The organism is Streptomyces sp. NPDC086777 (assembly GCF_040702065.1).
Lineage (GTDB): Bacteria > Actinomycetota > Actinomycetes > Streptomycetales > Streptomycetaceae > Streptomyces.
The window spans coordinates 4870-28316 of sequence record NZ_JBFBJI010000055.1; the positions used below are offsets into that span (position 1 = coordinate 4870).

The window sequence follows — 23447 nt, forward strand, 5'->3', positions numbered from 1 at the left end:
CACATAGGAACCGTGAACGCCTCCCGGGACCTGGACGTCATCCGCCAGGCGCTCGGCGACAAGAAACTGAACTACCTGGGTTTCTCACGCGTGCCCGGGGAACCGGCCCCCTCGTGTGTGCCGCCGTGCGTCCTACTGGCCGAAGCCGTAGGCGAACAGGTGGTCGGTGCCGGTCTGGCCGGTCACCGGCAGCGTCACCGACGCCACCTGCTTGGACGGGTCCAGCGCGACCTTCGTCGCGAAGACGTAGGTCTTCACGCCGTCGCGGCCGCCGCTCCCGGTGTTCCGGTAGCCGGTGGTCACGGCCGTCGTGTCACCCGGCAGCGGCTTGCTCGGCCCGCCGTTGAGCGTCCAGTCGGAGAAGCCGACCGTCGCCCGGGAGGTGGTCCCGTCGGTGTAGGTGACGGTCAGGGTGCCCGAGACCCCGCTGCCGTCGGTCGGGGCGTTGACCGCGGAGCCCAGCAGGCCCAGTGACGACCCCGAGGTCCCGGCCGGCATCGGGATCGTCTGCCCGGCCATCTCCAGGTTGTCGAGCTGCCCGGACGTCGCCGTCGGCCAGGTGTAGGAGATTCCGTCCACCGTGAGGGTGGAGCCGCTGCTGACGCCGGCCGCCGACAGCGCGTTCTGCGAGTAGGCCCAGCCGCCGCCGTCGAACCCGCCCGAGTAGGTGGAGCCGTCGGGGTAGATGCCCTCGTTGGTGTTGTACGGCCACAGCGCACCGGCCTTGGCCACCGCCACCCGCAGGCTCGCCCCGGACAGTGCCGTACCCGTGCCGTGGTCGGTCAGGGCGAAGGTGACCGGGTAGGTCCCCTCCGTCGCGCCGGCCGTGACGTGCACCTTGGCCTCCGCGCTGCCCGAGGCGGGCACCGTCAGTGAGCCGGAGGCGGTGTCCAGGGTGACGCCGGAGGGCGCGGTCGCCGTCCAGTCGACCGTGACGGCCTTGCTGCCGAGGTTGGTCAGGTCGAGGGTGGCGTTGTCGCCCGCGCCCGGCTGGAGGACCAGGCCGTTGCTGGGACCGGTCGCCGCCAGCACCCGGCCGCCGCCCGTGGTGTCCGACGGCGGCACCGCCGACGGGCCGGACGCCCAGGAGGTGTTCGGCCGGCTGCCGAGCGTGTAGTCGAGCGTGCCCGCGCCCTTGAACTGCGGGAGCGACAGCCAGGAGGTGTTCCAGGCCTTGCCCTTGACGTTCAGGGACTGCACGTACGGCGCGTCGGGCGCGGCCTGCGGCGCGTTGATCCGGACCGTCCTGCCGTTGCCGAGGGTCACCTGGGCGGCCGGGAACGCCGGGCTGCCGAGCACCAGCGTGTCGGTGCCCGGGGTCTCCGGGTACATGCCGAGCTCGGACCAGACGTACCAGGAGCTCATGGCGCCGAGGTCGTCGTTGCCGAAGGAGCCGACCGGGGCGTTGAAGTAGAGGCCCTGCTGGGCCGTGCGGACGGCCGCCTGGGTCTTCCAGGGCTCACCGGTGTAGTTGTACTCCCAGGGGATCTCGACGCTGGGCTCGTTGCTCAGGTCGGCGTCGGTGCCGCCGGGGCTGGTGATGTCGTCGAGGAGGCTGTCCAGGTAGGACGAGTACGCCTTGGTGCCGCCGCGGGCCTGGATGAGCTGTTGCAGGTTGAAGGGGACCATGGGGGTGTACTGGGCGGAGGTGCCCTCCACGAAGCCGTTGGAGGTGCCCGGGGTGAAGCCGCCGGCGAACTGGCCGTTCTTGTTCTTGGCCTGCATGTAGCCGGTCTGCGGGTTGAAGACGTTCATCCAGTCCTGGGCGCGGGTGGCGAACTTGGTGTAGACGTCCGTCCTGCCGAGCGACTTCGCGAAGGCGGCGAGGGCGTAGTCGGCGCTGTCGTACTCCAGCTGGGTGGAGACCGGGCCGTAGAAGTTGCAGCAGTTGTAGTCGTTCTCGTCGAGCGGGAGGTAGCCCTTGGCGTCCCGCACGGACTCGCCGGGGCGGTCGTTGTTCGGGACGGTGGCCTCGTGCTGGAGGGCGGCGAGGGCCTTGGCCGTGTCGAAGTCGGTGGCGCCGAAGGCGTACGCGTCGGCGATGATGCCGGCGGCCGGGTCGCCGACCATCACGTAGCTCTCGCCGTTGTTCGAGGCCCACTTGGGCAGCAGGCCCGTCTGGTCGTAGCCGTTGAGCATCGAGGTGACGACGTCACTGGCGACCTTGGGCTCGACCAGGGCCATCAGCTGGGTCTGGGAGCGGTAGGTGTCCCAGCCCGAGTAGTTGGCGTACTGGGCCTGCTGGCCCTTGGCCAGCTTGTGGACCTGGTTGTCCATGCCCATGTACTGGCCGTTGGCGTCGGAGAAGACGTTCGGGTGCAGCAGGGCGTGGTAGAGCGCGGTGTAGAACTGCGTCTGCTGGTCGGCGGATCCGCCGCCCACCTCGATCTTCTTCAGCACCGCGTTCCAGGCGTCGTGGTTGGCCTTCTCGACGGCGCCGACGTTCCAGTTCTTGATCTCGGTGGTGAGGTTGGCCGCCGCGTTGGCGTCGCTCGTGTACGAGATGCCGACCTTCGCCGTGACCGTGGTGTTCGCGGAGGTGTCGAAGGTCAGGTACATGCCGTTGGCGCCGGTCGTGGGCGGCTGGGCGGCCCGGGCGGCCTTCGACAGCCGGGACGCCGGACCGGCGCTCGGTGCTGCGGAGGCCGTGGCGGAAGCCTTGGCAGTGCTCCCGTGAATCGTCGGGGCCGGCTTCGCCGGGACGGTGAAGTGCTTCTCCTTCAGCGGCTTCGACGTGGACTTCTGCGGGGTCTGGCCGACCTTGCCCGCCTTCAGCGACTTCGCGTCGGGGGTGATGGTGGAGCCGACCCAGGTGCCGCTCGCGGCGAACGGCCGGTCGAACTTGATGTCGAAGTGCAGCGTGTACCGGTTGCCCGCGCCGCAGAAGTGGCCGCTGTCGATCGCTCCGCTGATCTCCTTGCCGTTCACCACCTGGACGCGGGTCCCGTCCACCTGGGTGGCGCCCCCGCTGAGCTTGAACAGCAGGTTGGCCTGCTGTCCCGCCGGGAAGGTGAAGGTGCCGATCCCGGCGCGGGTGGTGTCGGTCAGCTCGGTCTTCACGCCGCTCGCGTCGGTGACCTTGTACGACCCGACGGCGGCCTGCTCGTCGGTGTGGCTGAAGCCGACGGAGGTGCCGCCGAGGTCGCCCGAGAGCGCGCCGGTCACCGGCAGCACGGGCAGGTCGCCGGCGACCGGGCAGCCCGGTCCCGAGACGTGGGTGAGGCTGAAGCCGGAGATCTTCTTGTCGGCGTACTCGTAGCCGCCGCCGTCGGGGCGGTTCGGCGTCGTGTCGGGGCCCCACTGCACCATGCCGGCCGGCATGTCGGGGCCGGGGAAGGTGTCCACCGCACCGGAGGTGCCGATGAGGGGGTTGACGAGGGACGCGGGGTCCGTCACGAGGGCGGGCGCCTTGGCACTCGCGGCCACGGCGTTTCCCGTCGCCGTGAGCGGCAGGGCCGCCATGCCCAGGACGCAGGCCACGGCGAGGCGCCTGCGCAATCCCGCTCGGGTGGAGGGTGGAGCGGCTGAACGTCGGGGTCTCACCATCGGTTGCCTCCGCAGCAGTTCGTGCTTCGCACATCAGGTGTCGGCGCGCCGAGAAACACCGGAATGCCGGCGACAGGCAACGAACCCGGTCGCCCCCACGGCGGCCTGACAACGTTGCCATGCACGAGAGTTGAGTGAAACGCCTGCGCTTGCGGGATGTCAACGAGGCCAACAGGACTTTCTGGGTGCGAAGTTCACCGAGAGGCGTGTGCCGGGCCCGATGCCGGTGTCGCTTGCGGGAGTTACGGCCCCCGGGCAACGCCCCTACAGCCCCCGGGTGACCAGGCTGAGCGCGTCGGCGAGCTGTTCGCGGTGCCGGCGCAGCGCCTCGGGGGTGACGCCCTCCGCGGCCACGGCGCGGGCCAGGTCGTCGGTGGCCACCTTGAGGACCGCGCTCATGGTGGCGGCCCGCATCCGCACGTCGAGCGGGCCCGCGGCCCCGCCCGCACGTTCGGCGAGCACGTCGGCGAACGTGTCCTCGGCACGCTCCCGGAGCACCAGGTAGACGGCCCGCAGCGCGGGCTCGTCGTGGGTCAGCCGGACCACGGTGAGCACCGCCTCGGCGTCCCCGCCGGACGACGCGTCGAGCGCGGGCTGGTACGCGGTGCGCAGGTGCTCGGTGAGGTCGACGCCGGGCGGCCAGGCGTGCAGGACGGCCTGGAAGGCCGCGATCGACTGGGTGAGCAGCGGCTCCACACAGCTCTCCTTGCCGGGGAAGTGGCGCCACAGCGTGCGCTCCGAGACGCCGGCCGCCCGCGCGATCTGCTCGCCGGAGGTGGCGGCAACTCCTTGCGCGGCGAACAGCCGGACCGCGTGCCGGGAGATGTCCAGGCGCTGCCGCTGCCGTTGCCGGTCGCTCACCGGGGGCCGTCCCCGGCGGGGCGCCATCTGGCCGCTGTCCACCGTCACGTCCTCCATCGGGCGATCCAACCACGCCGAGGCCGCGGGTCGACTGGCCGAAAACATTATTGGCAGTGACTGACAATAAAATGTTACGGTCGACGTGCCGGAAGATCGCGTTCCGAGGTCCAGGAGGAGGACCATGAACGGTGCCGCCGAGCGTTCCCGACTTCCCTTCGCACGGCCGAACGTGCTCGATCTCGCACCCCTCTACGAGGTGCTGCGCCGGGAGGCGCCGATCACGCCGGTCACCACACCGGCCGGGGATCCGGCCTGGCTGGTCACCCGTTTCGAGGAGGTCCGCGACCTCCTCGGCGACAAGCGGCTGGGCCGCTCCCATCCCGAACCGGAGCGGGCGTCCCGCATCACGAGCGCCGCGGTGCAGGAGGGCCCCTCGGGCAACTACGCCACCGAGGAGGCCGACCACACCCGGATGCGCCGGCTGCTGACCCCGGCCTTCTCCGCCCGGCGCATGGTGATGCTCTCCGATCACGTGCGGCAGCTGGTGGACGGCTGCATCGACCGGCTGCTCGCCGAGCGGGCCGCCGCCCCCGACGGGGTGGTCGACCTGCATGCCGGGCTGGCCTTCCCGGTGCCCGTCGCGGTCATCTGCCGGCTGCTCGGCGCGCCCGAGACCGACCGCGAGTACTTCGCCTCGCTGTCGGAGCGGATGGCCGACCACGCCATCGGCGACGAGGCCGAGCGAGCCCGGGACGAGTTCAACGACTACATGGCCACGCTCGCCGAGGCCAAACGCGCCCGGCCGGGCGAGGACGTCATCTCCGACCTGGTGCGCGCCCAGAGCGCCGACGCGGACTTCGACTACTCGGAGATGATCCGGCTCTGCGTCGGGCTGCTGTTCGCCGGGCACGAGACGACCGTCAACCGCATCGGCCTCGGTACGCTCTTCCTGCTCACCCGGCCCGACCAGTGGCGGGCGCTGACCGCCGACCCGGCCGGCCGCGTCAACGTCACCGTCGAGGAGATCATGCGCCTGGGCGCGCCCGGTGACCTCGGTCTGCTGCGCTACGCCCACACCGACGTCGACGTCGCCGGCGTCACCATCCGCACCGGCGACGCCGTGATCCTCTCCATCAACTCGGCCAACCGCGACGCGTCCGTCTACACCGACGCCGAGACCTTCGACCCCGACCGTCCGGAACGCAACCACCTCGGATTCGGCCACGGCCCGCACTTCTGCATCGGGGCGAGCCTGGCCCGCACCGAGCTGCGCATCGTCTTCGCCGCCCTGGCCGAGCGCCTGCCCGGTCTGCGGCTCGCCAAGGACGTCGACGACCTCGCGCTGCGCACCACCCTCACCGGCGGGGTCCGCGAGCTGCCCGTGACCTGGTGAGGACTCCGCCCGGACAGGGGTGTGGCCACGGGCCGGCCGCCGGGCCGGGCCGCGGCCGCCGGGTCACCCCTCGTCGCGCAGCCGGGCCGCGAGGGTGGTCAGGGGTTCCGTCTCCTCGGTGTGGCCCACGGCGGTGAGCCGGGCGACCGCCCCGTCGATCCGGGCGAGGGCGGGCTCGGGGCGCTCCAGGTAGAGGCCCTCCACGACGGCGGCGAGCCGGACGCACTCGGCCCACTCGCCGACGTGCTCCCTGTCGTGGGACTCCGCTTCGGGTTCGCCGAGCAGGGTGAGGGCCTTGTCCAACGCGGTCAGGGCGGTCTCGTACTCGCGGGCGTAGGCATTGACCCGGCCGTGTTCGTAGGCGAGGGCGCTGTCCAGGTCGCGGCCCTTGGCCCGGTACCCCGAGGCGCGGGCCTCGTCGGCGATCCGGCCCGCCTCGGCGAGCAGGGCCAGCGCGTCGGGCAGGCCCTCGGCTCCCTGGTGCTGGGCCTGCAGGCGGGCGAGTTCGCGCAGGCAGCTGCTGAGCTGCTCGTAGCGCGGGGTCCGGGCGTGCGCGGCGAGGGCCTGGTCCGCGGCCTCGCGGGCGCGGCCGAACGCGCCGGACTCGGCCAGGATCATGGCGGTCTCCGCGGCGATCATGGCGTGGCTCCCGGGGTCGTCGTCCCAGCCGGCCGACTCGGCCGCGAGGGCGGCGTACTCCGCGGCGGCGGCCTTGAGGTCCTCCCCCGCGTGCAGTGCGCGGGCGCGGTTCAGGCGCAGCTGGGCGACGAGCCGGTCGTCCACCTCCCCGGCGGCGATGTCCGGTTCGGCCAGCAGGGAGTCGAGCAGCGCGATGCAGTCCTCGACTCGGCCCAGGTCGAGGCTGAGCTGGGCCGCGTTGCTGTAGGTGCAGAACGCGTCCGTCCGGCTGCCGCGGCGCAGTTCCAGCTCCGCGGAGCGGGTCAGGTGCCGCAGCGCCTCGTCGGGACGGCCCAGGCGCATGGACGCCTCGGCCAGATCGCTGTGGAGGCGGGCGATGCCGCCGGCGTTGGACGGCCAGTCGGCTGCCTGTCGCAGGCCCTCGGTCAGGTCCGCGTGCGCGGCCCGCGGGTCCTTGAGGCCGAGCTGGATCCGGCCGCGCAGGGCGAGCGTGCGGGGCAGGTGCCAGGCCGGACCGGCGGCCTTCAGCAGGTCGAGCAGGGCGTCGATCTCCGCGATCGCGGCGGGCAGGTCGCCGGAGACGGCGTACGTGCTGGCCCGCAGCAGCCGGGCACCGGAGACCTGTCCGGTGATGTCGTGCCGGGTGGCGAAGGCGAGCAGCAGGTCCACCTCGGCGAGGACCGGCGCGACGTGCTCCTCGTCCCTCGACGCCTGCAGCCGCATGCCGAGCGCGGTCGCCCGCAGCCGCAGCAGCCGCGCCTCCTGGTAGGGGGCGAGACCGGCCGCCTCCTCGTGCAGCCGGACGAGGGCCGCGTGGGCGGCGGTCAGCGCGGCGGCCTGCGCCTCGGGACCGTCGCCGTGCTCCCCGGGCAGCCCGCCCGCCGGCAGCAGCGCGCAGGCGCGGGCGAGCGCGGCGTGGCCCGGTGCCCCGGCCTCGTCGTACCGGTCCGCCGCCGCCTCGTACAGGGCGGCCGCCGCGTCGAACTCCTCCTTCTCGCCCGCCCGGCCCGCCTCGTCCGCCAGCAGGTCCGCACGCAGCCGTGCCGGCGGTCCCGCGGCCGGGTCGTCGGGGTGGGCGTAGCCGGGGGCGGCCACGAGGGTGCGCAGCCGGTCCCAGCAGGCCGCCGCGTCCGGATGTCCCTCCTCGTCCAGCTGCCGTGCCCGGACGATGAGTTCGGTCAGCGACTCGGGCACGGCGTCGGCCGGGCGGGCGGGGGCGGCCGCCGGGGCCACGTCGTCGAGGCCGCGGGTGCGCAGGGTCAGTTCGAGTGCGTCGAGGAGCGGGGCGCGGTCGAGGCGGGTCCGCCGCCGGTCGGCGTGGGCCGTGGTGCCGTTGCGGGCGTCGAAGCGGGCGGCGAGGTCGTCGGCACGGCCGCGCACCTCGGCGCGCAGGGCGGCCACCGTCCAGGTGCGGCCCGGGTATCCGGCGGCGGGCAGCTCGCCGTGGCCGAGGGATTCGACGCGCTGGAGGAGGACCTCGACGCCGGTGAGGAAGCCGAGCAGGTCCAGCGGCGAGTCGACCTCGTCGAACAGGTTCCGGTTCTCCGCGAGGAGTTCCAGGCCGCGTGCCTCGTTGCCGGTGAGCGCGCAGAACTCCAGGTGGCGGCCGACCTCGCCGGACATCGAGGGGTTGCGACGGCAGGCGCGGTAGCCGGTGAGGTGCAGGGCGCGGGCCCGGTCGGCGGCGCCGGTGCGCAGCAGGGGGAGCAGTGCGTACGAGACGGAGCGGGCGGGCTCCTCCTGGCAGGACTCCTTCCCGTCCAGGACGGGCTCCCAGGTGCGCAGCGACCGCTCGTCGTCGCCGGCGTCGAGGTGGTACAGGGCACGCTCGCAGATCTCGCAGGCCTCGCAGTCGCTGAGCTGGGTACGGGTGCGCCCCGCCCACAGTTCGTAGGCGAGGTCGGTGTCCTCGCCGACGTGGGCGGCCATCCGGTAGGCCTGGGCGTAGCAGGGCTGGAGTTCGAGACCGGCCTTCTCGTAGCGGTCGCGCATCTCGGTCAGCCACTGGCGCAGACTGGTCAGGGGGACCTCGGGCAGCGCGATCAGGGCGTTCGCCACCCACTTGAACCGCCAGAACAGCATGTGCCGCAGCCGCTCGTCGAAGACGTCGGGCTGCTCGTCGAAGAGGGTCAGCAGACGGGCGAAGACGACGGGCGACTTACGCGGTTCGGAGCCGTAGGTGTAGGCCTCCTGCAGTTCGAGGAGGGCGTGGACGAGCGGCCGGGGTTCCGCGAACTGCTCGGCGGCCTCGGCCAGTTCCTCGGCCGTGACGGTGCGGGTACGGCCGTAGGGGCGCCGGTCGTTCTCCTGGAGCGCCTGGTAGAGCTCGTCCGTGTTCTGGGGATTCCGGGAAGTGGGTGCGGTCGGCATCGTCAGCTGTCCTTGCGGAGGGCGTGGGCGAGGAGATCGAGGAAGGAGCGGTTGATGAGGCTCGACTCGGCGGGCCTGAGCGGGCGCCGGGACAGCATCGCGGCCTGCCCGTAGAGGGCTTCGGCGCTGGTCCGGGCCAGTTCGGGCTCGTCGATGGAGACCGCGGTGCGGACCAGCGGGTTGAGCTGGTTGAGGATCAGCTGGGCGCGCGGGGCCTCCTGGCGCAGGTGGCCGAGGATGTCGCCCCACACGCCGCCCTGCTGCTCGCGGGCGAGCTGGGAGCGGGTGCGCTCGTGCCGGGCCTCTCGGCTGTCGAGGAGGAGGGCGGGGGCGGAGGCGGGCTGGAAGGTGCGCAGGGCGACGTCGCAGTCGAAGACGACGAGGGCGTCGCGGGCCTGCGCGAGGTAGGCCGCGGCGGCGAGCTCCGTCTCCCGGTCGACGGGGTCCAGGTGGGCGGTGAGGGTGCCCGGGTCGAGGTCGGCGACGGCGATCTCGGGCCTGATCTCCGGCAGCCGGTGGACGAGTTCGCGGTCGTAGGTGTACCCGCCGTTGACGACACCGAGCCCGGCGGCCCCGGCGATCGCCGCTACCTGCCGGAACTCCTCCACGCTGGAGGTGACGAGGACGGTGCGGTGGGTGCGCGCGAACTCGTCGAGGGTGGCGTGTCCGTCGGTGGTCTCGAACGGCAGCCACGGCAGCAGCATTCGCAGGATCTCGTCGTCGTGCACGGCCAGCGACTTGACGGCCAGGTGGTGGGTCTGCAGGAAGCGGCCGAGGAGTTCGGGGTCGCTGGCGGCGGTCCGGGAGATCCAGCCGCGCAGCCGTTCGGCGAGGGCGTCACGGACCGCGGCGAGGGTGTCGTCCTCGTACAGCGACTCGCGGGACGCGGTCGGGCGCAGGCTCTCGGCGTCGAGGACGCAGCGGACGAAGAACGCCCACTCGGGCAGGATCTCCTCGGCCTGCTCGGACAGCAGCATGCCCTTGACGTGCACGCGATGGCCGTGGCGGCGCCCGGCCGGCACCGCCTCGGGGAGCACGCACGCGATGCCCTTCAGCCCCACGGCCGGCAGGTCCAGCTCGATGGTGTCCAGCGGTGTGAAGCCGAAGACCTCCTCGCCGTAGGCGGCCAGCGCTCGGGAGCGGGCGCCGGGTGTGGGGTAGCCACGCGCCCAGGGTGCGGGCTCGGGGTTGACGGGTGCGGCGGGGCCGCCGGCACCGTCGTCGAAGGTCACGGGGTGGCGCAGCAGGGAACCGAAGTGCCGGGCGAGCGCCTGCACCTCGACCGGCCTGGTCCACTCCCCCGCGTCCGCGCGGGGCGTGAGGGTGACGGTGGTGCCGGGCCGGGGCCGGGCGGTGGCGGGCAGGGTGCGGACGGTGTAGCTGCCGTCGCCGCGGCCCCGCCACTCCACGGCGGGGGCGTCGGGCGTGCGGGCGGACCGGCTGACGACGTGGATCTCGTCGGCGACCAGGAAGCAGGAGAGCAGACCGATGCCGAACTGGCCGATGAAGTCGGCGCGTTGCTCGGCCACCTTCCCCCAGCCTCGAATGGGCTCGGCCGGGGGGACCCCCATGGCGCGCTTGCTGCTGCGGCCGATGGTGGCGAGGAAGGTGTGCACGTCGGCCTCGGTGAGGCCGACGCCGTCGTCCTCCACCCGGACCACCGAACCGTCGGCGTACAGGCGGATGCCGAAAGCGTCGGCGGCGGCGCCCGGTGCGAGGCCGTGCCGGGCGGTCAGCGCGTCCACCGCGTTCTGCAGGAGTTCGCGCAGGTAGACGCGGGGGCTGGAGTAGAGGTGGTGGGAGAGGAGGTCGACGAGGCCGCGCAGGTCCACCTGGAAGGTGCGGTCGGCGCCGGCCGGGCTCGCGGGGGCGTGGGGCAGAGTCATCACAGAGTCCGGGGTGGGGTGTTCGAGGGCTGGCGGGCGGAAGGTGCGCCGAGCGGCGCGAGAGGCGCCGGTGACGGCGGCCGGTTCAGGCACGACGCCGGTGACGGCGGCCGGTTCAGGCGCGGCGCCGGTGACGGTGGCCGGTTCAGGCGCGGCGCCGGAAGCGGGCGTACGTCTTCTCCGGCTGTGCCATGTAGACCCAGGGCCACCGGGTCCAGGCGCCGTCCAGCTCGTGGTAGACGCGGGGGGCCACGACGCTCTCGGCCGACAGCGACAGGGCCATGGCGAAGATGTTGAAGTCCTCCTGCCAGCCCGGGCGCCGCCGGTAGCCGGGGTGGAGGATGCTGCGCTTGGCCGCGTCCCTCAACTCGCTCTGGATCTCGGGGGTGTCGAGGCAGTTCTTGTCGTCCGACTCCACCCAGTCCTCGATATGGGCCATGGCGACGACGCAGCCGAGGTGGTGGCCGTCGGGCGCGCCCGCGGCCGCGGTGCGCGCGAACTCCAGGGCCTGGCCCGGCTTTCCGTGCCACCGGGGCTGGAGGTGCGACACCCACTCGATGTGGGTCGCCAGGTCCAGCGGGTCGCGGCGCAGGGCGGCGTCGAGCCGCGCCTCGTTGACGGCGTCGCCGACCGACATGCCGCGGCCCGAGGTGAGCAGGCGCCGCCACGGCGTGATCCACTCCGGCCGCAGCTCGGCGGCTTCGAGCAGGTGCTCCTCGGCGATCTGCAACCGGTCGTAGAAGACGCGCCACTGCTCCCGCGAGACGTTCGTCGCCCGCGCGGAGGTGCGCGCCTCCCAGCCCCAGCTGACGTGCCGCGCCCCGGATATCAGCAGGGCCGTGGCCCGGTGCTCCTTGTCCTCCTCGACGGCGCGGCCGATCCAGTCCTGCAGGCCGTCCACGTCGGAGAGTTCGCCCAGCACCTGGTGGTCGCGGCCGAGATCGAAGTGGGCCGACGCCATCCTGACCGCGTCCCAGTCACCCGACTCCGCGGCGACCAGCAGCGCCATGACCCGGGTGTCCCCCAGGGACTGCAGCTTGTACACCCCGTTCTGCCTGCGCGGCACGGGAAGTGCGTGCGGATCCGCCGCCGTTCTCTCCCCGCCTCTGCCGAACAGCTTGCCGAACATGCCGCGCCCTCCCCAAGATCCGCGTGATCATCGGGTGCAGCATAAGGGCCACCACCGACAGCACTTCCACAGAGTTTCCACCGGTGGCGCACGGCGACCGGACGGTCGGCGGCGGCGGACGCCGGGCGCACCCGCCACCGCGGGGGCCGGCGTCCGGCAGGGGTCCCCTCGAAGGCTCCGGGAACGAGGCATCGGCCGGTGCTGCCGCCGGGCCCGTGGATCGGGGTCGACCGCGGGTCCAGCCGCCCTCCAGCAGCCGGGACGAGTATCTGATGCTGCCGGGGGTGCCCCGGGAATCGGACGCGGTGCCGCGGAGGTGCATGGCGATGGACGTGACGGCGCTCGAGGTGATCCGCGGACCGGTACCGGCACGGCGGGACGGGTACGGCGACGGCGATCCCCGCCCGGACCGTACGCTCGATCAGGCACAGGCCCCCGTCGGACCGGACCTGGGCGAGCGCACCCTGGCCGGCCTCCTGGGCGGCGTCTTCGACCTCACCCACCGTCAGCTGTCCGGCCTGGCACCGGAGTGAACGGGCGCGAGGTGCGGGAGGCCGCCGAACTGGCCGCCCGGCACGCCGTGTCCGCGGACCGCGCGCGGCGGCTGCCCGGCGAGGTCGTGGCCGCCCTGGTCGCGGCCGGCTTCTCCCGGCACTTCGTGCCGGCCCGCTGGGGCGGACGGGCGGGCGGCTTCGGGGAACTCCTGGACGCGGTGTCCGCGGTGGGCGAGGGCTGCACCTCCGCCGCCTGGATCGCCGCGGTCGTGGCCGGCGCCGCCCGGATGGGCGTGTACCTCCCGGAGGAAGGGCAGCGCGAGCTGTGGTCCACCGGCGCCGAGACCGTGGTCGCGGGCGCACTCAACCCGGGCGGACGCGCCGTCCCCGAGGCCGGTGGCTGGCGGCTCACCGGGGAGTGGCCGCTGGTGAGCGGTGTGGACCTCGCCGACTGGACACTCGTGTGCGCGCTGGTGCCGCGCGGGGAGCGGGCGGTGGCCAGGCTCTTCGCCGTGCCGTGCCGGGACTACCGGGTCGTGGACACGTGGTTCAACGTCGGCCTGCGGGCCACGGGCAGCAACACCCTGGTCGTGGACGGGGTGTTCGTCCCCGGGCACCGGTCCGTCGCGCGCGGGGCCGTCCGGCAGGGCCGGGCCGTCGGCTCCGACGCCCCGTGCCACACCGCCAGGCTGCGCGCGGTCAGCGGCACGTTGTTCGCCGCCCCCGCGCTCGGCGCGGCGCGCGCGGCCGTACGGTCCTGGTCGGCGCGGTCGGCCGGTCAGACCGCCGGGAGGCCGCCCTCGCCCGCCGACGGCCGGCCGGCGCGGAGCGTGCTGGCACGGGCCGAGGGGGAGATCGAGAGCGCGGCCCTGCTGCTGCGCCGCGTGGCACTGGCCGGCGACGGCGGCCCCGGCGGCGGGGGCGAACCGGCCCGCGCCCGGCGGGACTGCGCGCTGGCCGCGGACCGACTGGTCGACGCGGTGGAACGGCTGTTCCGTTCGGCCGGCTGCGGCGCGCAGGCGCAGGACGAGCCGCTCCAGCGCATCTGGCGCGACGTGCACTGCGCGGCGAGTCACACCGCGCTGCGCCTCGACACCGCGGGCAGCGCGTAGGCCGGCCGGTGGGGCGCCGATGACGCGTTCCGTGGACCGCGCACGATCCGGCCGGACGCCGGGCCGGACGCGGCACGATGGGGCGACGGTGCCGGGTCCCGTGCCGTCACCGGTCCCCCGGGCGCCGAACGGGCCGGTCCCGCTGTTCCGTCACGGGATCCGGTATCCGTTCGTGGCGCCCGCCGGCCGGCCGCCGCGCCACGCGGACCACCGGTTCTCCCGCTCGCGCCCACAAGCTCCCTTAATTGCCACTGCAGTAGACTTGGGAACCCGGATTACGGGGATCCAGGGGGAGACGTGGAAATCAGTGGCCTGACGGCCTGTCGCCGCACCAGGTGGAATTCATCTTTCCGTTTCTCCGGGCGTCCGGACCGGCGCGGATTTCGAGCACTCACCGGTTCACCTGGGACGTCTTCGGAGGTTAGGTGACTTCGGAACCTCTGCGGATAGTCGTCGTCGACGACCATCGCCTGCCACGCGAAGCTCTCTGTCATGTTCTGGACTCCCAGCCCGATCTGGAGGCGTACGGCGTCGGCTCCGGTCCGTCCGCGGTCCGGGCGGTCGCCGAGCACCGGCCGGACGTCGTCCTGCTGGACATCGCAACGCCCGGCCCGGACCCGGCGTCGACGGTGAGCGAACTGCTGGGCTGCGGCCACCCGATGGGCATCGTCGTGCTGCACGCGCAGAGCGACCTGACGCTCATGCAACGGCTGCTGGGCCTGGGCGTACGCGCCTACCTGCACAAGAGCGTCAGCCAGGGCCTGCTGCTGTCGACCGTGCGGGACATCGCGGGCGCGCGGCAGCAGACGGTCACCATCACCGTGCCGTCGGGTGCCGCGCGGCAGGCGGCCGCGGTGCCCCAGCCGACCGCGGACCCGGCCCGGGACGCGCCCTCCTCCGACGTGCTGTCGGCGCGGGAGCTGGCGGTGCTGACCCTGGTGGCCGAGGCGCTGACCAACCGTCAGGTCGCGGCCAGAATGGACATCACCGAGGCCACGGTCAAGCGCCATCTGCGCAACATCTTCACCAAACTGGGTGCCACCTCGCGCATCGACGCGGTCAACAAGGCGATCAACGCCCTGGTCATCCAGCCCCCGGCGGCCCGGCGCGGCCGGTGAGCCGCCGCAGCCGTCCGAAGGCTGCCCCCAAAGAGACACGGCCACCCGTCGGCCGCGGTCCGGGAGCACCCCATACGCCACTTTTCGGCACAGTGCTGACATTCCATCCCGGATGACTACTTGAACCGACTTTCCCGGAACACGACCGGGCGGGTAATATGAAATTCACAATTCGAGCACCTGATTTTACCTGCCCATGGCGGAGTTCCGCGACCACGGTATCAAAAGGAGCATTTGACCTACTCCTTTCGGTGTTCCCCGGACTCAAGCAGGGCTCGAGGGGGCCTTGGGAGATTGTGGTGCGCCGCTCGCCAAAAGGGCATTGTTGACCCCGCGGGCTCGGCAGGCAAGTTGTTGAAAGTGAATCGATTCCGCATCGAGGTGAACGAGAAAACTGTGAACGGGGGAAAAGATCGTGATCACATTCCACGTGCTCGGTCAATTGGAGGTCGTCGCCGGCGCGCGCGACCTGGCACCGACCGCGCCGCGGGTGAAGGCGGTGCTGGCACTGCTGGCACTCAACGCGAACCGGGTGGTCAGCACCGACACGCTGTTCGCCGAACTCTGGGACGACCGGCCGCCCCGCAGTGCGGCCACCACCCTGCAGACCTACGTCTACCAACTGCGCCGGATCCTGGACTCCGTGCCGCGGGGTGAGCGGCGCTGCGAGATCGTCACCAAGGCACCGGGCTACGAACTGCGCACCGGGCGGACCGACGCCGAGCGCTTCCTCGCGCTGGCGGAACAGGGGCGCTGCATGTGGCGCCAGGGCCACGTCGCGGAGGCCGCCGAACGGCTGCGGCAGGCACTCGGTCTGTGGCGCGGCGAGGCCCTGGCCGACATCAACCTCGGGCCGGAGCTGACCATGCACAAGGCCCACCTGTGCGAACTGCGGCTGCGCGTGCTCGAACTGCGCATCCAGGCGGACGCACGGCTCGGCCGGCACCAGGAGCTGATCCCGGAACTGCGCTCGCTGGTCGCCGAGCACCGGCTCAACGAACGGCTGCACGCGCAGCTGATCGACTCGCTGCGCGCCGCGGGCTACCGCGCCGAAGCCCTGCGGGCGTACCAGGACCTGCGCAAGGTGCTCAGGACCGAGCTGGGCCTGGAGCCGACGCCGGAGGTGCAGCGGCTGCAGGCCGAGGTGCTCAACGGCGTGCACGGCGGTTCGGTGACCGCCCTGCTCCGCACCGGCTGACCCGTCGTCACCCACCCGCCGGATCCGGGACGGAGCGACCGCTCCGTCCCGGACCGTCGTCCTGTGAGGAGAACCCTGGCAATGGCGCACGATCCGTCCCTGTCCGCCGCGGGAGACCCCGAGGGCGGTCCGCCCCGCTCCCGCGGCACGGCACGTGCCGTGCTCGGCTACGGCCTGCTGGTCCTGATACCGGTGGCGCTGGCACTCCTGATGCTGAGACACGGCGTCGGTCACCCGGTGCAGGAGACCGCCGGAGCACCGAAGCCGACCGAGCCCGCCGACCTGGCCGGGCAGGTGCTGGTGGCCGGGGCCGTGGTGGTCGCGGCAGCAGGGCTGCTGGGCCTGGCGGCCCGTGCGGTCGGCCAGTCGCCGGTGGTCGGCGAGATCCTGGCCGGCCTGCTGCTCGGTCCCTCGGTGTTCGGGGCGCTGGCCCCCGGTGTCTCCAAGGAGGTGTTCCCCGCGACGGTGACGCCGGTCATGAACACCCTGGCCCAGGTCGGCGTCGTCTTCTTCATGTTCCTGATCGGGCTGGAGATGCCCCTGACCATGCTGCGCAGACTCGGCGGCAAGGTGCTCTCCGCCGGGCACGCGGCGCTCGCGGTGCCGTTCCTGCTGGGCATGTTCGTCGCCCTGCGGCTGCGCGGCGACTACCAGCCCGACGGGGTGCGCACCGCGCCCTTCCTGCTCTTCGTGGCGCTGTCGGTGTCGGTCACCGCGTTCCCGGTGCTGGCCCGGATCCTGTCCGACCGCGAGCTGATCGGCACCCGGCTGGGCGCGATGGGCCTGGCGATGGCCGGGGTCGGCGACGTCACCGCCTGGTGCGCGCTGGGCGTGGTGGTCGCCGAGGTGCGCAACGACTCGCCACTGGGCGTCCTGGTCGCCGTGGCCGAGGTGGTGACCTTCACCGCGGTGCTGTGGTTCGCGGTGCGCCCGGCGCTGGCGCACGTGCTGCGGGTGCTGGAGAGCCGACGCGACGGGGTGCTGCCGATCGGCATGCTGATCACCTTCTTCGTGCTGGTCTGCGCGGTGACCACCAACGTGCTCGGCGTACACGCGATCTTCGGCGCCTTCCTGGCGGGCGTGGTGATGCCACGGTCCTCCCGGACGGTGCGGGACTTCGCGCACCGGACCGAGGGCCTGGCCCTGTGGCTGCTGCTGCCGTTCTTCTTCGCCGCGGTGGGCCTGCAGACCCGGCTGCAGTCGGTCTTCTCGCTGTCCGCGCTCGGCGTGCTCGCGCTCGTGCTGCTGGTGGCGGTGGCCGGCAAGATCGGCGGGACCTTCGCGGCGGCCCGGCTGGCCGGCGAGGGCCACCAGGAGTCGCTCGGGCTCGGCGTGATGATGAACTGCCGGGGCCTGACGGAGCTGGTGGTGCTCAATGTCGGCCTCTCCCTCGGAGTGATCGACTCGCGGCTGTTCGCGGTACTCGTGGTGATGACCCTCGTGACCACCGTGGCGACCGATCCGCTGCTCCGTCTGCTGCGGCTCGACCGGCTCCCGGCGCCCCCCGAGGACGGCCTGTCCCACGCCGAAGTGCCCGCCCAGGCCCAGCAGACGGCCGGGTCCCGTCAGCGGTGAGAAGCGGGACGGGGGCTTCGCGCGCGGCGTCCGCGTCCGCGCCCGCGAGGTGGGCCGGGCCGACCCCGGTGCCGCCCCGCGTGGCAGCCGGGGCCGCTTCGAGCGGCCGTCGAGCGCCCCGGACGACAGTGGCCGTATGGCAGCTTTCACCGGTGCACCGAGACTCGAAGAGATCGCCGAAGGGGTCCACGCCTTCCTGCAGCCCGACGGCGGATGGTGCCTCAACAACGCGGGGCTGGTGGTCGACTCCGGCACCGCGCTGCTGATCGACACCGCCGCCACCGAGGCCCGGGCCGGACGGCTGCGCGAGCTGGTCGCGGACACCGCGCCGCGGCTCCCGCGGCTCCTGGTCAACACCCACGCGCACGGCGACCACACCTTCGGCAACCACCTGTTCCCCGAGGCGGTGGTGGTGGCGGCCGAGCGGACGCGGCAGGAGGCGGTCCGCACCGGACTGCACCTGACCACCCTGTGGCCCGACGTGGACTGGGGCGCGGTCGAACCGGCCGCGCCCCAGATCACCTTCGCCGACCGGCTCACCCTCCGCATCGGCGAACGGGAGGCGCGGCTGCGTGCCTTCGGCCCGGCGCACAGCTCCTGCGACACGGTGGTGTGGCTGCCGGACAGCCGGGTGCTCTTCGCCGGCGACCTGGTGATGAACGCGGTCACCCCGTTCGTGCTGACCGGCTCGGTCGGCGGCCTGCGCGACGCGGTGGCCGGGCTGCGGGCGCTCGAACCCGTCACCGTGGTGCCCGGGCACGGACCGGTCGGCGGCCCGGAGCTGCTGGAGACCACCGAACGCTACCTGGCCCGGCTGCTGGACCTGGCCCGGGCCGGCCTCGCCGAGGGGCTGGACCCGCTGACGGTGGCCCGCGCCGCCGATCTCGGCGAGTTCACCGGGTTCCTGGACTCCGAACGGCTGGTGCCCAACCTGTACCGCGCCTACGGCGAACTGCGCGGTGGGCGCCCGGAGGACTTCGCGGGCGTCGACGAGATGGTCCGCGGCATGGCGGAGCTGCACGGCGGCTTCCCCGCCTGCCACGCCTGACGACACAGACGACGACTCCCACGGGACGCCCCGCGGGGAGAGGACGGACACGTGAGCACGGAGCACGAGAGCGGCCCGGTCACCCTGGTCGCGGTACTCGAAGCGCCGGTCGAGAACACCGGGGAGTTCATCGAGGGCTGGCGCGCGCACCTGGAACGGCTGCGCACCGCACCCGGCTTCCGCGGCGCCCGCCTGCACCGGGCGCTGCGCGCCGAGCACCGCTTCCAGCTGGTCGCGGTAGCCGACTGGGCGGACGCCGCGGACCTGGCCGCCGCGGTGGCCGGCGAGCAGGAGGGACCGGGCGCGGAGAAGTACGCCAGGACCGTCCACCGGGGCGTGTACCGGGTGATCGCCGAGGCCGCGTCCGAGGAGCGGCCGGACGGCGCCGGCGTGACCATGGTCAACCTCTTCGAGCTGCCGAACGAGCGGGTCGAGGAGTTCCTGGGTTCCTGGCGGCCCCGGGCGCAGCGGGCCAGCGAGTCACCGGGCTTCGTCGACTTCCGCATGCACCGGGCGGTCGCCGATGCCTCGCTGCCGCTGGTGAACGTCGCGCACTACGCCAGTGTCGAGGTGTGGAAGGCGTTGCAGGCCGACCCGGAGTTCCAGGCCCGCAAGGCCGTCAACCCGCCGTACGCCACGGCCAATCCGGGCCTGTTCGAGGTGGTCGCCGAGGTGCTCTGATCCTCGGCCGGCCGGCTTCCACGCGGCCTTGAGCGGGCCGCGAGAACGCCCCCACAGACTTCTTGACGACTTGTAACCAGCAGGAGGAGCGATGGTGGATCAGGCTACGACCGATGTGGTGATCCTCGGCGGCGGGCTCGCGGGTCTCACGCTCGCGGTCCAGCTCAAGAACGCCCGTCCGGAGACGGACGTGGTGATCCTCGACAAGCGGGAGGGCCTGGCGCCGGAGGCGGCGTTCAAGGTCGGCGAGTCGACGGTGCCGGCGGGCGCGCACTACTTCGCCGAGATCGTCGCGATGAAGGAGCACCTGGAGAAGTTCCATCTGAAGAAGAACGGCCTGCGGTTCTTCCAGCCCGCGGGCGGCAACCAGGACCTCACCAGGCGGATCGAGCTCGGCCCGCGGGAGTTCCCGGCGCACGACAACTACCAGATCGACCGCGGCCGGTTCGAGAACGAGCTGACCCGGATGGCGCTGGACGCCGGCGTGGACCTGCGCCAGGGCGCCTCGATCACCGACGTCGAACTGCGCGAGGGCGACGCGGACCACACGGTGTCCTACACGCAGGGCGGCGCACCGCGCGCCATCAGCGCCCGCTGGCTCGTCGACGCGGCCGGCCGTGCCCACTTCGTCAAGCGCAAGCTGGGCCTGTCCCGCGAGGTGTCGCACACCATCAACGCCTCCTGGTTCCGCCTCTCAGGCGGCATCGACCTGGAGGAGTGGGGCAAGGACGACCCGCGGTGGATGGAGCGGATGAACCGCACCGGCATCCGCAAGTTCTCCACCAACCACCTGATGGGCGAGGGTTACTGGGTGTGGCTGATCCCGCTGGGCTCGGACCACATCTCGGTCGGCGTCTGCGCCGACCCGCGGATCCACCCGTACGACGAGATCCGGACCTTCGAGAAGGTCCAGGAGTGGCTGCGCGCGAACGAGCCGCAGCTCGCCGAGGTGGTCGACGGCCGCACCGGCGACATCGCGGACTTCATCACCCTGAAGGACTTCGCCTTCGGCACCGAGCGGGTGTACTCGCCGGACCGCTGGATGCTGGTCGGCGAGGCCGGTGCCTTCGTGGACGCCTTCTACTCACCCGGCTCGGACATGATCGGCTACGGCAACAGCGTCACCACCGACCTGGTCGTCAGGGACTTCGCCGGCGAGGAGATCGCCGAGCGGCTGGAGTTCTACAACGACTTCCACCTGCGTACCTTCCGGTTCGTGCTCTCCAAGGTCGAGGACCACTACCCGGCCTTCGGGAACCCCGCGGTGATGGTGCCCAAGCTGTGCTGGGACGCCATGCTCAACCACGTCGGCGTGGTGCTGGTCTTCGTCAAGAACCGCTTCCTGGACTACGCGTTCATGCGGCGGGTGCACGGCGACCTCGAGAAGCTGTACGCGGTCAACGACCGGGTCCAGCAGGTCTTCCGCGACTGGAACCAGCTGGAGAAGGTGGTCACGGACGGCCCGGCCAACGCCTACGTGCCGGCCAAGGCGGTCAAGGACAGCCACGCCACCCTCGTGGTCGACTACACCGACGACGAACTGGCCGCCGAGATCTCCCGTGACGTCAGGGTCGCCGAAGCGCTGGCGGTCGCCGTCTTCCACCGGGCCGCCCGCGGACTCGGCATCACCCCGGATCCGGAGGTGCCGGTCAACCCGTACGCGATCAGCCTGCGTCCCGACGACTGGGAGCGCGACGGCCTGTACACCGGGCCGGTCCTGCTGACGCCGGCCCAGGCGGAGGAGATCTCCGAGGGCAGCCAGGGCCTGTTCGCCGATCCGCTGCTCGACGGTGCGGCATGAGCGAGCGCCACGCGGCGGGCCTGCTGCAGCCGGACCCGGCCCTGGTGGACCCGCAGGCGCTACGCAGCGTCTGCGCCAACTGGGCCACCGGCGTCACCGTGATCACCAGCGGCAGCACCGGGCGAACGGCGGGCCTGACGGTGAACTCCTTCACCTCGGTCTCGCTCGACCCGGCCCTGATCCTGGTCTGCATCCACCACGACTCGAACGAACTGCCGGTCCTGCGGCGGACCGGTGCCTTCGCGGTGAACATCCTGGCCGCCGACCAGGAGGAGCTGTGCCGGTCCTTCGCCAGCCGGCACACCCGGCACACCGCGAAGGCCGCCACCCGGCCGGGGATCACCGGCGTGCCCGTGCTCCCCGACGCGCTGGCCTATCTGGAGTGCCGGATCGACCGCGAGGTGGACGGCGGGGACCACGTGATCGTCATCGGCGAGGTGATCGACCTGGCCGTGCAGCGCGAGGCGGGGCCGCTGACCTTCTTCCGCAACGCCTTCCACCGGCTGCCGGCCGCCTCCTGACGGCACCCCGGCAGCACCCGAGCAGTACCCGAGTAGTGAGGAGAAGACCGATGCCCACCGCCGGGTTGTACACCGCCGCGACCGCGATCGCCGCGACCGCCGGCCGCCGGGCCGAGGCCGCCGAACGGGCCCGAGAACTCGATCCCGCCGTGCTGGCGGAGATCGTCCGGGCGGGCTTCGCCCGGCACTTCGCCCCCGCGGCGGTCGGTGGCACCGCCGGTACCTTCACGGAACTGGTGGAGGCCGTCCAGGTGATCGCCGAGGAGTGCCCGGCCAGTTCCTGGTGTGCCTCGCTGATCGCCTCGATCGCCCGGATGGCGGGGGCGTTCCTGCCCGAGCAGGGCCAGGCGAGGATCTGGGCGGCCGGCCCGGACACGGTGCTGGTCGGGTCCGTGACGCCGTTCGGCACCGCCCGGCCCGCCGCCGGGGGCTGGCTGGTCGCCGGCCGCTGGCCGTACATCAGCGGCGTCGCCCACTCGGACTGGGCGCTGGTGTGCGGCCTGGTGGAGTCCGGGACGGGCAGCGAGGCGCGGCTGTTCGCCCTGCCCCGCTCCGCGTACCGGATCGAGGACACCTGGCACAGCGTCGGCATGGCCGCCACTGGCAGCAACACCCTGGTCCTCGACGAGGTGTTCGTGCCCGAGCACCTCTCCTTCGACCGCGCCGACCTGTTCGCCGGGCGCACCGCCGAGGCCTGGGGCGGGGTGCCGGCGGCCTGCCACCGCGCCCCGCTCCAGGCGGTCAACGGGCTGATGTTCGCCGCGCCGGCGGTCGGCGCCGCCCTCGGCATGGTCCGCACCTTCTCGGTGTACTTCGCCGAGAAGGCGGGCCATGCCCCGCAGTTGCCCGGCACCACCGGTGTGCAGGGCGTGCGGGGCTCCGCCGAGCAGGCACTGGCCCGCTCGGCCGGCGAGGTGGACGCGGCCCGGCTGCTGCTGGAGCGGGCCGCCCGGCTCGCCGACGAGGGCGCCGCCACCCACCCGCTGGACACCACCCGCAACCTGCGGGACTGTGCCCTGGCCGTCGATCTGTCGGTGACCGCGGTCGACCGGCTGTTCCGGCAGTCCGGCACCCGCGGGCAGGCGGTCTCCGGTTCGATGCAGCGGCTGTGGCGGGACGTCACCGCCATCTCCACCCACGTGGCGCTGCAGTTCGAGCCCGCCGCCCGCGGCTGGGTCGACCAGGTGCTCAAGGCCTGAACGGGGCCGCCCGTGCCACGTCAGGGCGCCGGGACCTCGGTCGAGGTCCCGGCGCCCTGACGTGGTGGCGATCAGTAGTTGCCCAGGCCGCCGCAGACGTTCAGCGCCTGGGCGGTGACGGCCGCGGCGCCCGGGGAGACCAGATAGGAGACCATCGCGGCCACCTCGCTCGGCTCCACGTAGCGGCCGATCGGCACGCGGGTGGTGATCCGGCTGTGCGCCTCCTGCTCGTCCACACCCCAGATCCCGGCGTAGTGCTCACGCACCCGCTCGGCCATCGGGGTCTCCACGAATCCCGGGCAGACCGCGTTGACGGTGATGCCGGTCCTGGCCAGCTCCAGGCCGAGGGACTTGGAGAAGCCGACCACGCCGTGCTTGGAGGCGGTGTAGGGCGCGGCGTGCACCACGCCCTGCTTGCCGCCGGTGGAGGCGATGCTGACGATCCGTCCGGTACCGCGCTCCAGCATGCCGCCGCGGGTGAGCGCCGCCTTGGTGACCAGGAAGACGCTGTTCAGGTTGGTGTTGATCACGTCGAACCACAGGTCGTCGGGGACCTCGGCGGTGGCGCCGCCGCCCGGCCGGCCGGCGTTGTTGACCAGCACGTCGAGCCGCCCGTAGCGCTCGACGGTGGCGTCGACCAGCGCCCGCACCTGCTCGGACGAGGTGACGTCGCAGGTGCTGCCGTCGACGTCGAGGTCCTCGGCGCGCAGCTCGGTGAGGGTGTCCTCGAGGGTTTTGGCGGTACGGGCGCACAGGTAGACGGCGTGGCCCTGGCGGGCCAGCGTACGGGCGATCTCGTGACCTATGCCGCTGGTGGCGCCGGTGACCAAGGCGACCGGACGCCCGCTGTCGGTGGAAGTGGATGCGTTCATGCAC

Annotated in this window: 17 protein-coding genes; 11 read left to right on the forward strand and 6 right to left on the reverse strand. The window is 72.7% G+C overall.

All coding sequences use genetic code 11. The features are described 5' to 3' along the window. Positions 1-132: 132 nt before the first annotated feature. On the reverse strand, positions 133-3480 hold the full coding sequence (locus AB0472_RS42085; protein WP_366364665.1) for a lectin: 3348 nt from the start codon (positions 3478-3480) through the stop codon (positions 133-135). Positions 3481-3810: 330 nt separating this feature from the next. Beyond that, positions 3811-4464 carry a helix-turn-helix domain-containing protein gene (locus tag AB0472_RS42090; RefSeq protein ID WP_366364666.1) on the reverse strand — a complete coding sequence of 218 codons (654 nt, stop codon included), beginning with the start codon at positions 4462-4464 and terminating at the stop codon, positions 3811-3813. Between the two features lie 124 nt (positions 4465-4588). Between AB0472_RS42090 and AB0472_RS42095 the strand changes: the two genes are divergently transcribed. Then, positions 4589-5800 carry a cytochrome P450 gene (locus AB0472_RS42095; RefSeq protein WP_366364667.1) on the forward strand — a complete coding sequence of 404 codons (1212 nt, stop codon included), beginning with the start codon at positions 4589-4591 and terminating at the stop codon, positions 5798-5800. A gap of 63 nt (positions 5801-5863) precedes the next feature. Here AB0472_RS42095 and AB0472_RS42100 read toward each other — a convergent pair whose 3' ends face one another. The 3 genes from AB0472_RS42100 to AB0472_RS42110 all read right to left on the reverse strand — a co-directional run bounded on the left by AB0472_RS42100 (position 5864) and on the right by AB0472_RS42110 (position 11824). Next, the gene (locus tag AB0472_RS42100) at positions 5864-8809 is read right to left on the reverse strand and encodes a hypothetical protein (RefSeq protein ID WP_366364668.1); all 2946 of its coding nucleotides are present in this window, start codon (positions 8807-8809) and stop codon (positions 5864-5866) included. 2 nt (positions 8810-8811) lie between these two features. Beyond that, positions 8812-10695, reverse strand: a complete 1884-nt coding sequence (locus AB0472_RS42105; RefSeq protein ID WP_366364669.1) for an HSP90 family protein — start codon at positions 10693-10695, stop codon at positions 8812-8814. A 145-nt stretch (positions 10696-10840) separates the two neighbouring features. Continuing rightward, the gene (locus tag AB0472_RS42110) at positions 10841-11824 is read right to left on the reverse strand and encodes a hypothetical protein (RefSeq protein ID WP_366364670.1); all 984 of its coding nucleotides are present in this window, start codon (positions 11822-11824) and stop codon (positions 10841-10843) included. Positions 11825-12144: 320 nt separating this feature from the next. Between AB0472_RS42110 and AB0472_RS42115 the strand changes: the two genes are divergently transcribed. The 10 genes from AB0472_RS42115 to AB0472_RS42160 all read left to right on the forward strand — a co-directional run bounded on the left by AB0472_RS42115 (position 12145) and on the right by AB0472_RS42160 (position 22571). Further along, on the forward strand, positions 12145-12357 hold the full coding sequence (locus tag AB0472_RS42115) for a hypothetical protein (RefSeq protein ID WP_366364671.1): 213 nt from the start codon (positions 12145-12147) through the stop codon (positions 12355-12357). After that, positions 12354-13430 carry a hydrolase gene (locus AB0472_RS42120; protein WP_366364672.1) on the forward strand — a complete coding sequence of 359 codons (1077 nt, stop codon included), beginning with the start codon at positions 12354-12356 and terminating at the stop codon, positions 13428-13430. The genes AB0472_RS42115 and AB0472_RS42120 overlap by 4 nt, the downstream gene beginning before the upstream one ends. Positions 13431-13855: 425 nt before the next feature. Then, on the forward strand, positions 13856-14548 hold the full coding sequence (locus AB0472_RS42125) for a response regulator transcription factor (protein WP_366364673.1): 693 nt from the start codon (positions 13856-13858) through the stop codon (positions 14546-14548). 415 nt (positions 14549-14963) lie between these two features. Beyond that, positions 14964-15746, forward strand: coding sequence for an AfsR/SARP family transcriptional regulator (locus AB0472_RS42130; RefSeq protein WP_366364674.1), 783 nt, complete (start codon positions 14964-14966; stop codon positions 15744-15746). 81 nt (positions 15747-15827) lie between these two features. Then, on the forward strand, positions 15828-17321 hold the full coding sequence (locus AB0472_RS42135; protein WP_366364675.1) for a cation:proton antiporter: 1494 nt from the start codon (positions 15828-15830) through the stop codon (positions 17319-17321). A gap of 136 nt (positions 17322-17457) precedes the next feature. Then, positions 17458-18369 carry an MBL fold metallo-hydrolase gene (locus AB0472_RS42140; protein ID WP_366364676.1) on the forward strand — a complete coding sequence of 304 codons (912 nt, stop codon included), beginning with the start codon at positions 17458-17460 and terminating at the stop codon, positions 18367-18369. Between the two features lie 51 nt (positions 18370-18420). After that, positions 18421-19050 (forward strand): antibiotic biosynthesis monooxygenase, encoded by a 630-nt coding sequence (locus tag AB0472_RS42145; RefSeq protein ID WP_366364677.1) that lies wholly within the window; start codon positions 18421-18423, stop codon positions 19048-19050. 91 nt (positions 19051-19141) lie between these two features. After that, positions 19142-20851, forward strand: a complete 1710-nt coding sequence (locus AB0472_RS42150; protein WP_366364678.1) for a tryptophan 7-halogenase — start codon at positions 19142-19144, stop codon at positions 20849-20851. Beyond that, positions 20848-21372 carry a flavin reductase family protein gene (locus tag AB0472_RS42155; RefSeq protein ID WP_366364679.1) on the forward strand — a complete coding sequence of 175 codons (525 nt, stop codon included), beginning with the start codon at positions 20848-20850 and terminating at the stop codon, positions 21370-21372. The genes AB0472_RS42150 and AB0472_RS42155 overlap by 4 nt, the downstream gene beginning before the upstream one ends. Before the next feature lie 50 nt (positions 21373-21422). Beyond that, complete coding sequence (locus tag AB0472_RS42160; protein ID WP_366364680.1) at positions 21423-22571, forward strand: hydrolase; 1149 nt, start codon at positions 21423-21425, stop codon at positions 22569-22571. Positions 22572-22642: 71 nt separating this feature from the next. On the opposite strand, the gene AB0472_RS42165 is transcribed toward AB0472_RS42160, so the two are convergent. Further along, the gene (locus AB0472_RS42165) at positions 22643-23443 is read right to left on the reverse strand and encodes an SDR family NAD(P)-dependent oxidoreductase (RefSeq protein WP_366364681.1); all 801 of its coding nucleotides are present in this window, start codon (positions 23441-23443) and stop codon (positions 22643-22645) included. Positions 23444-23447 lie beyond the last annotated feature (4 nt).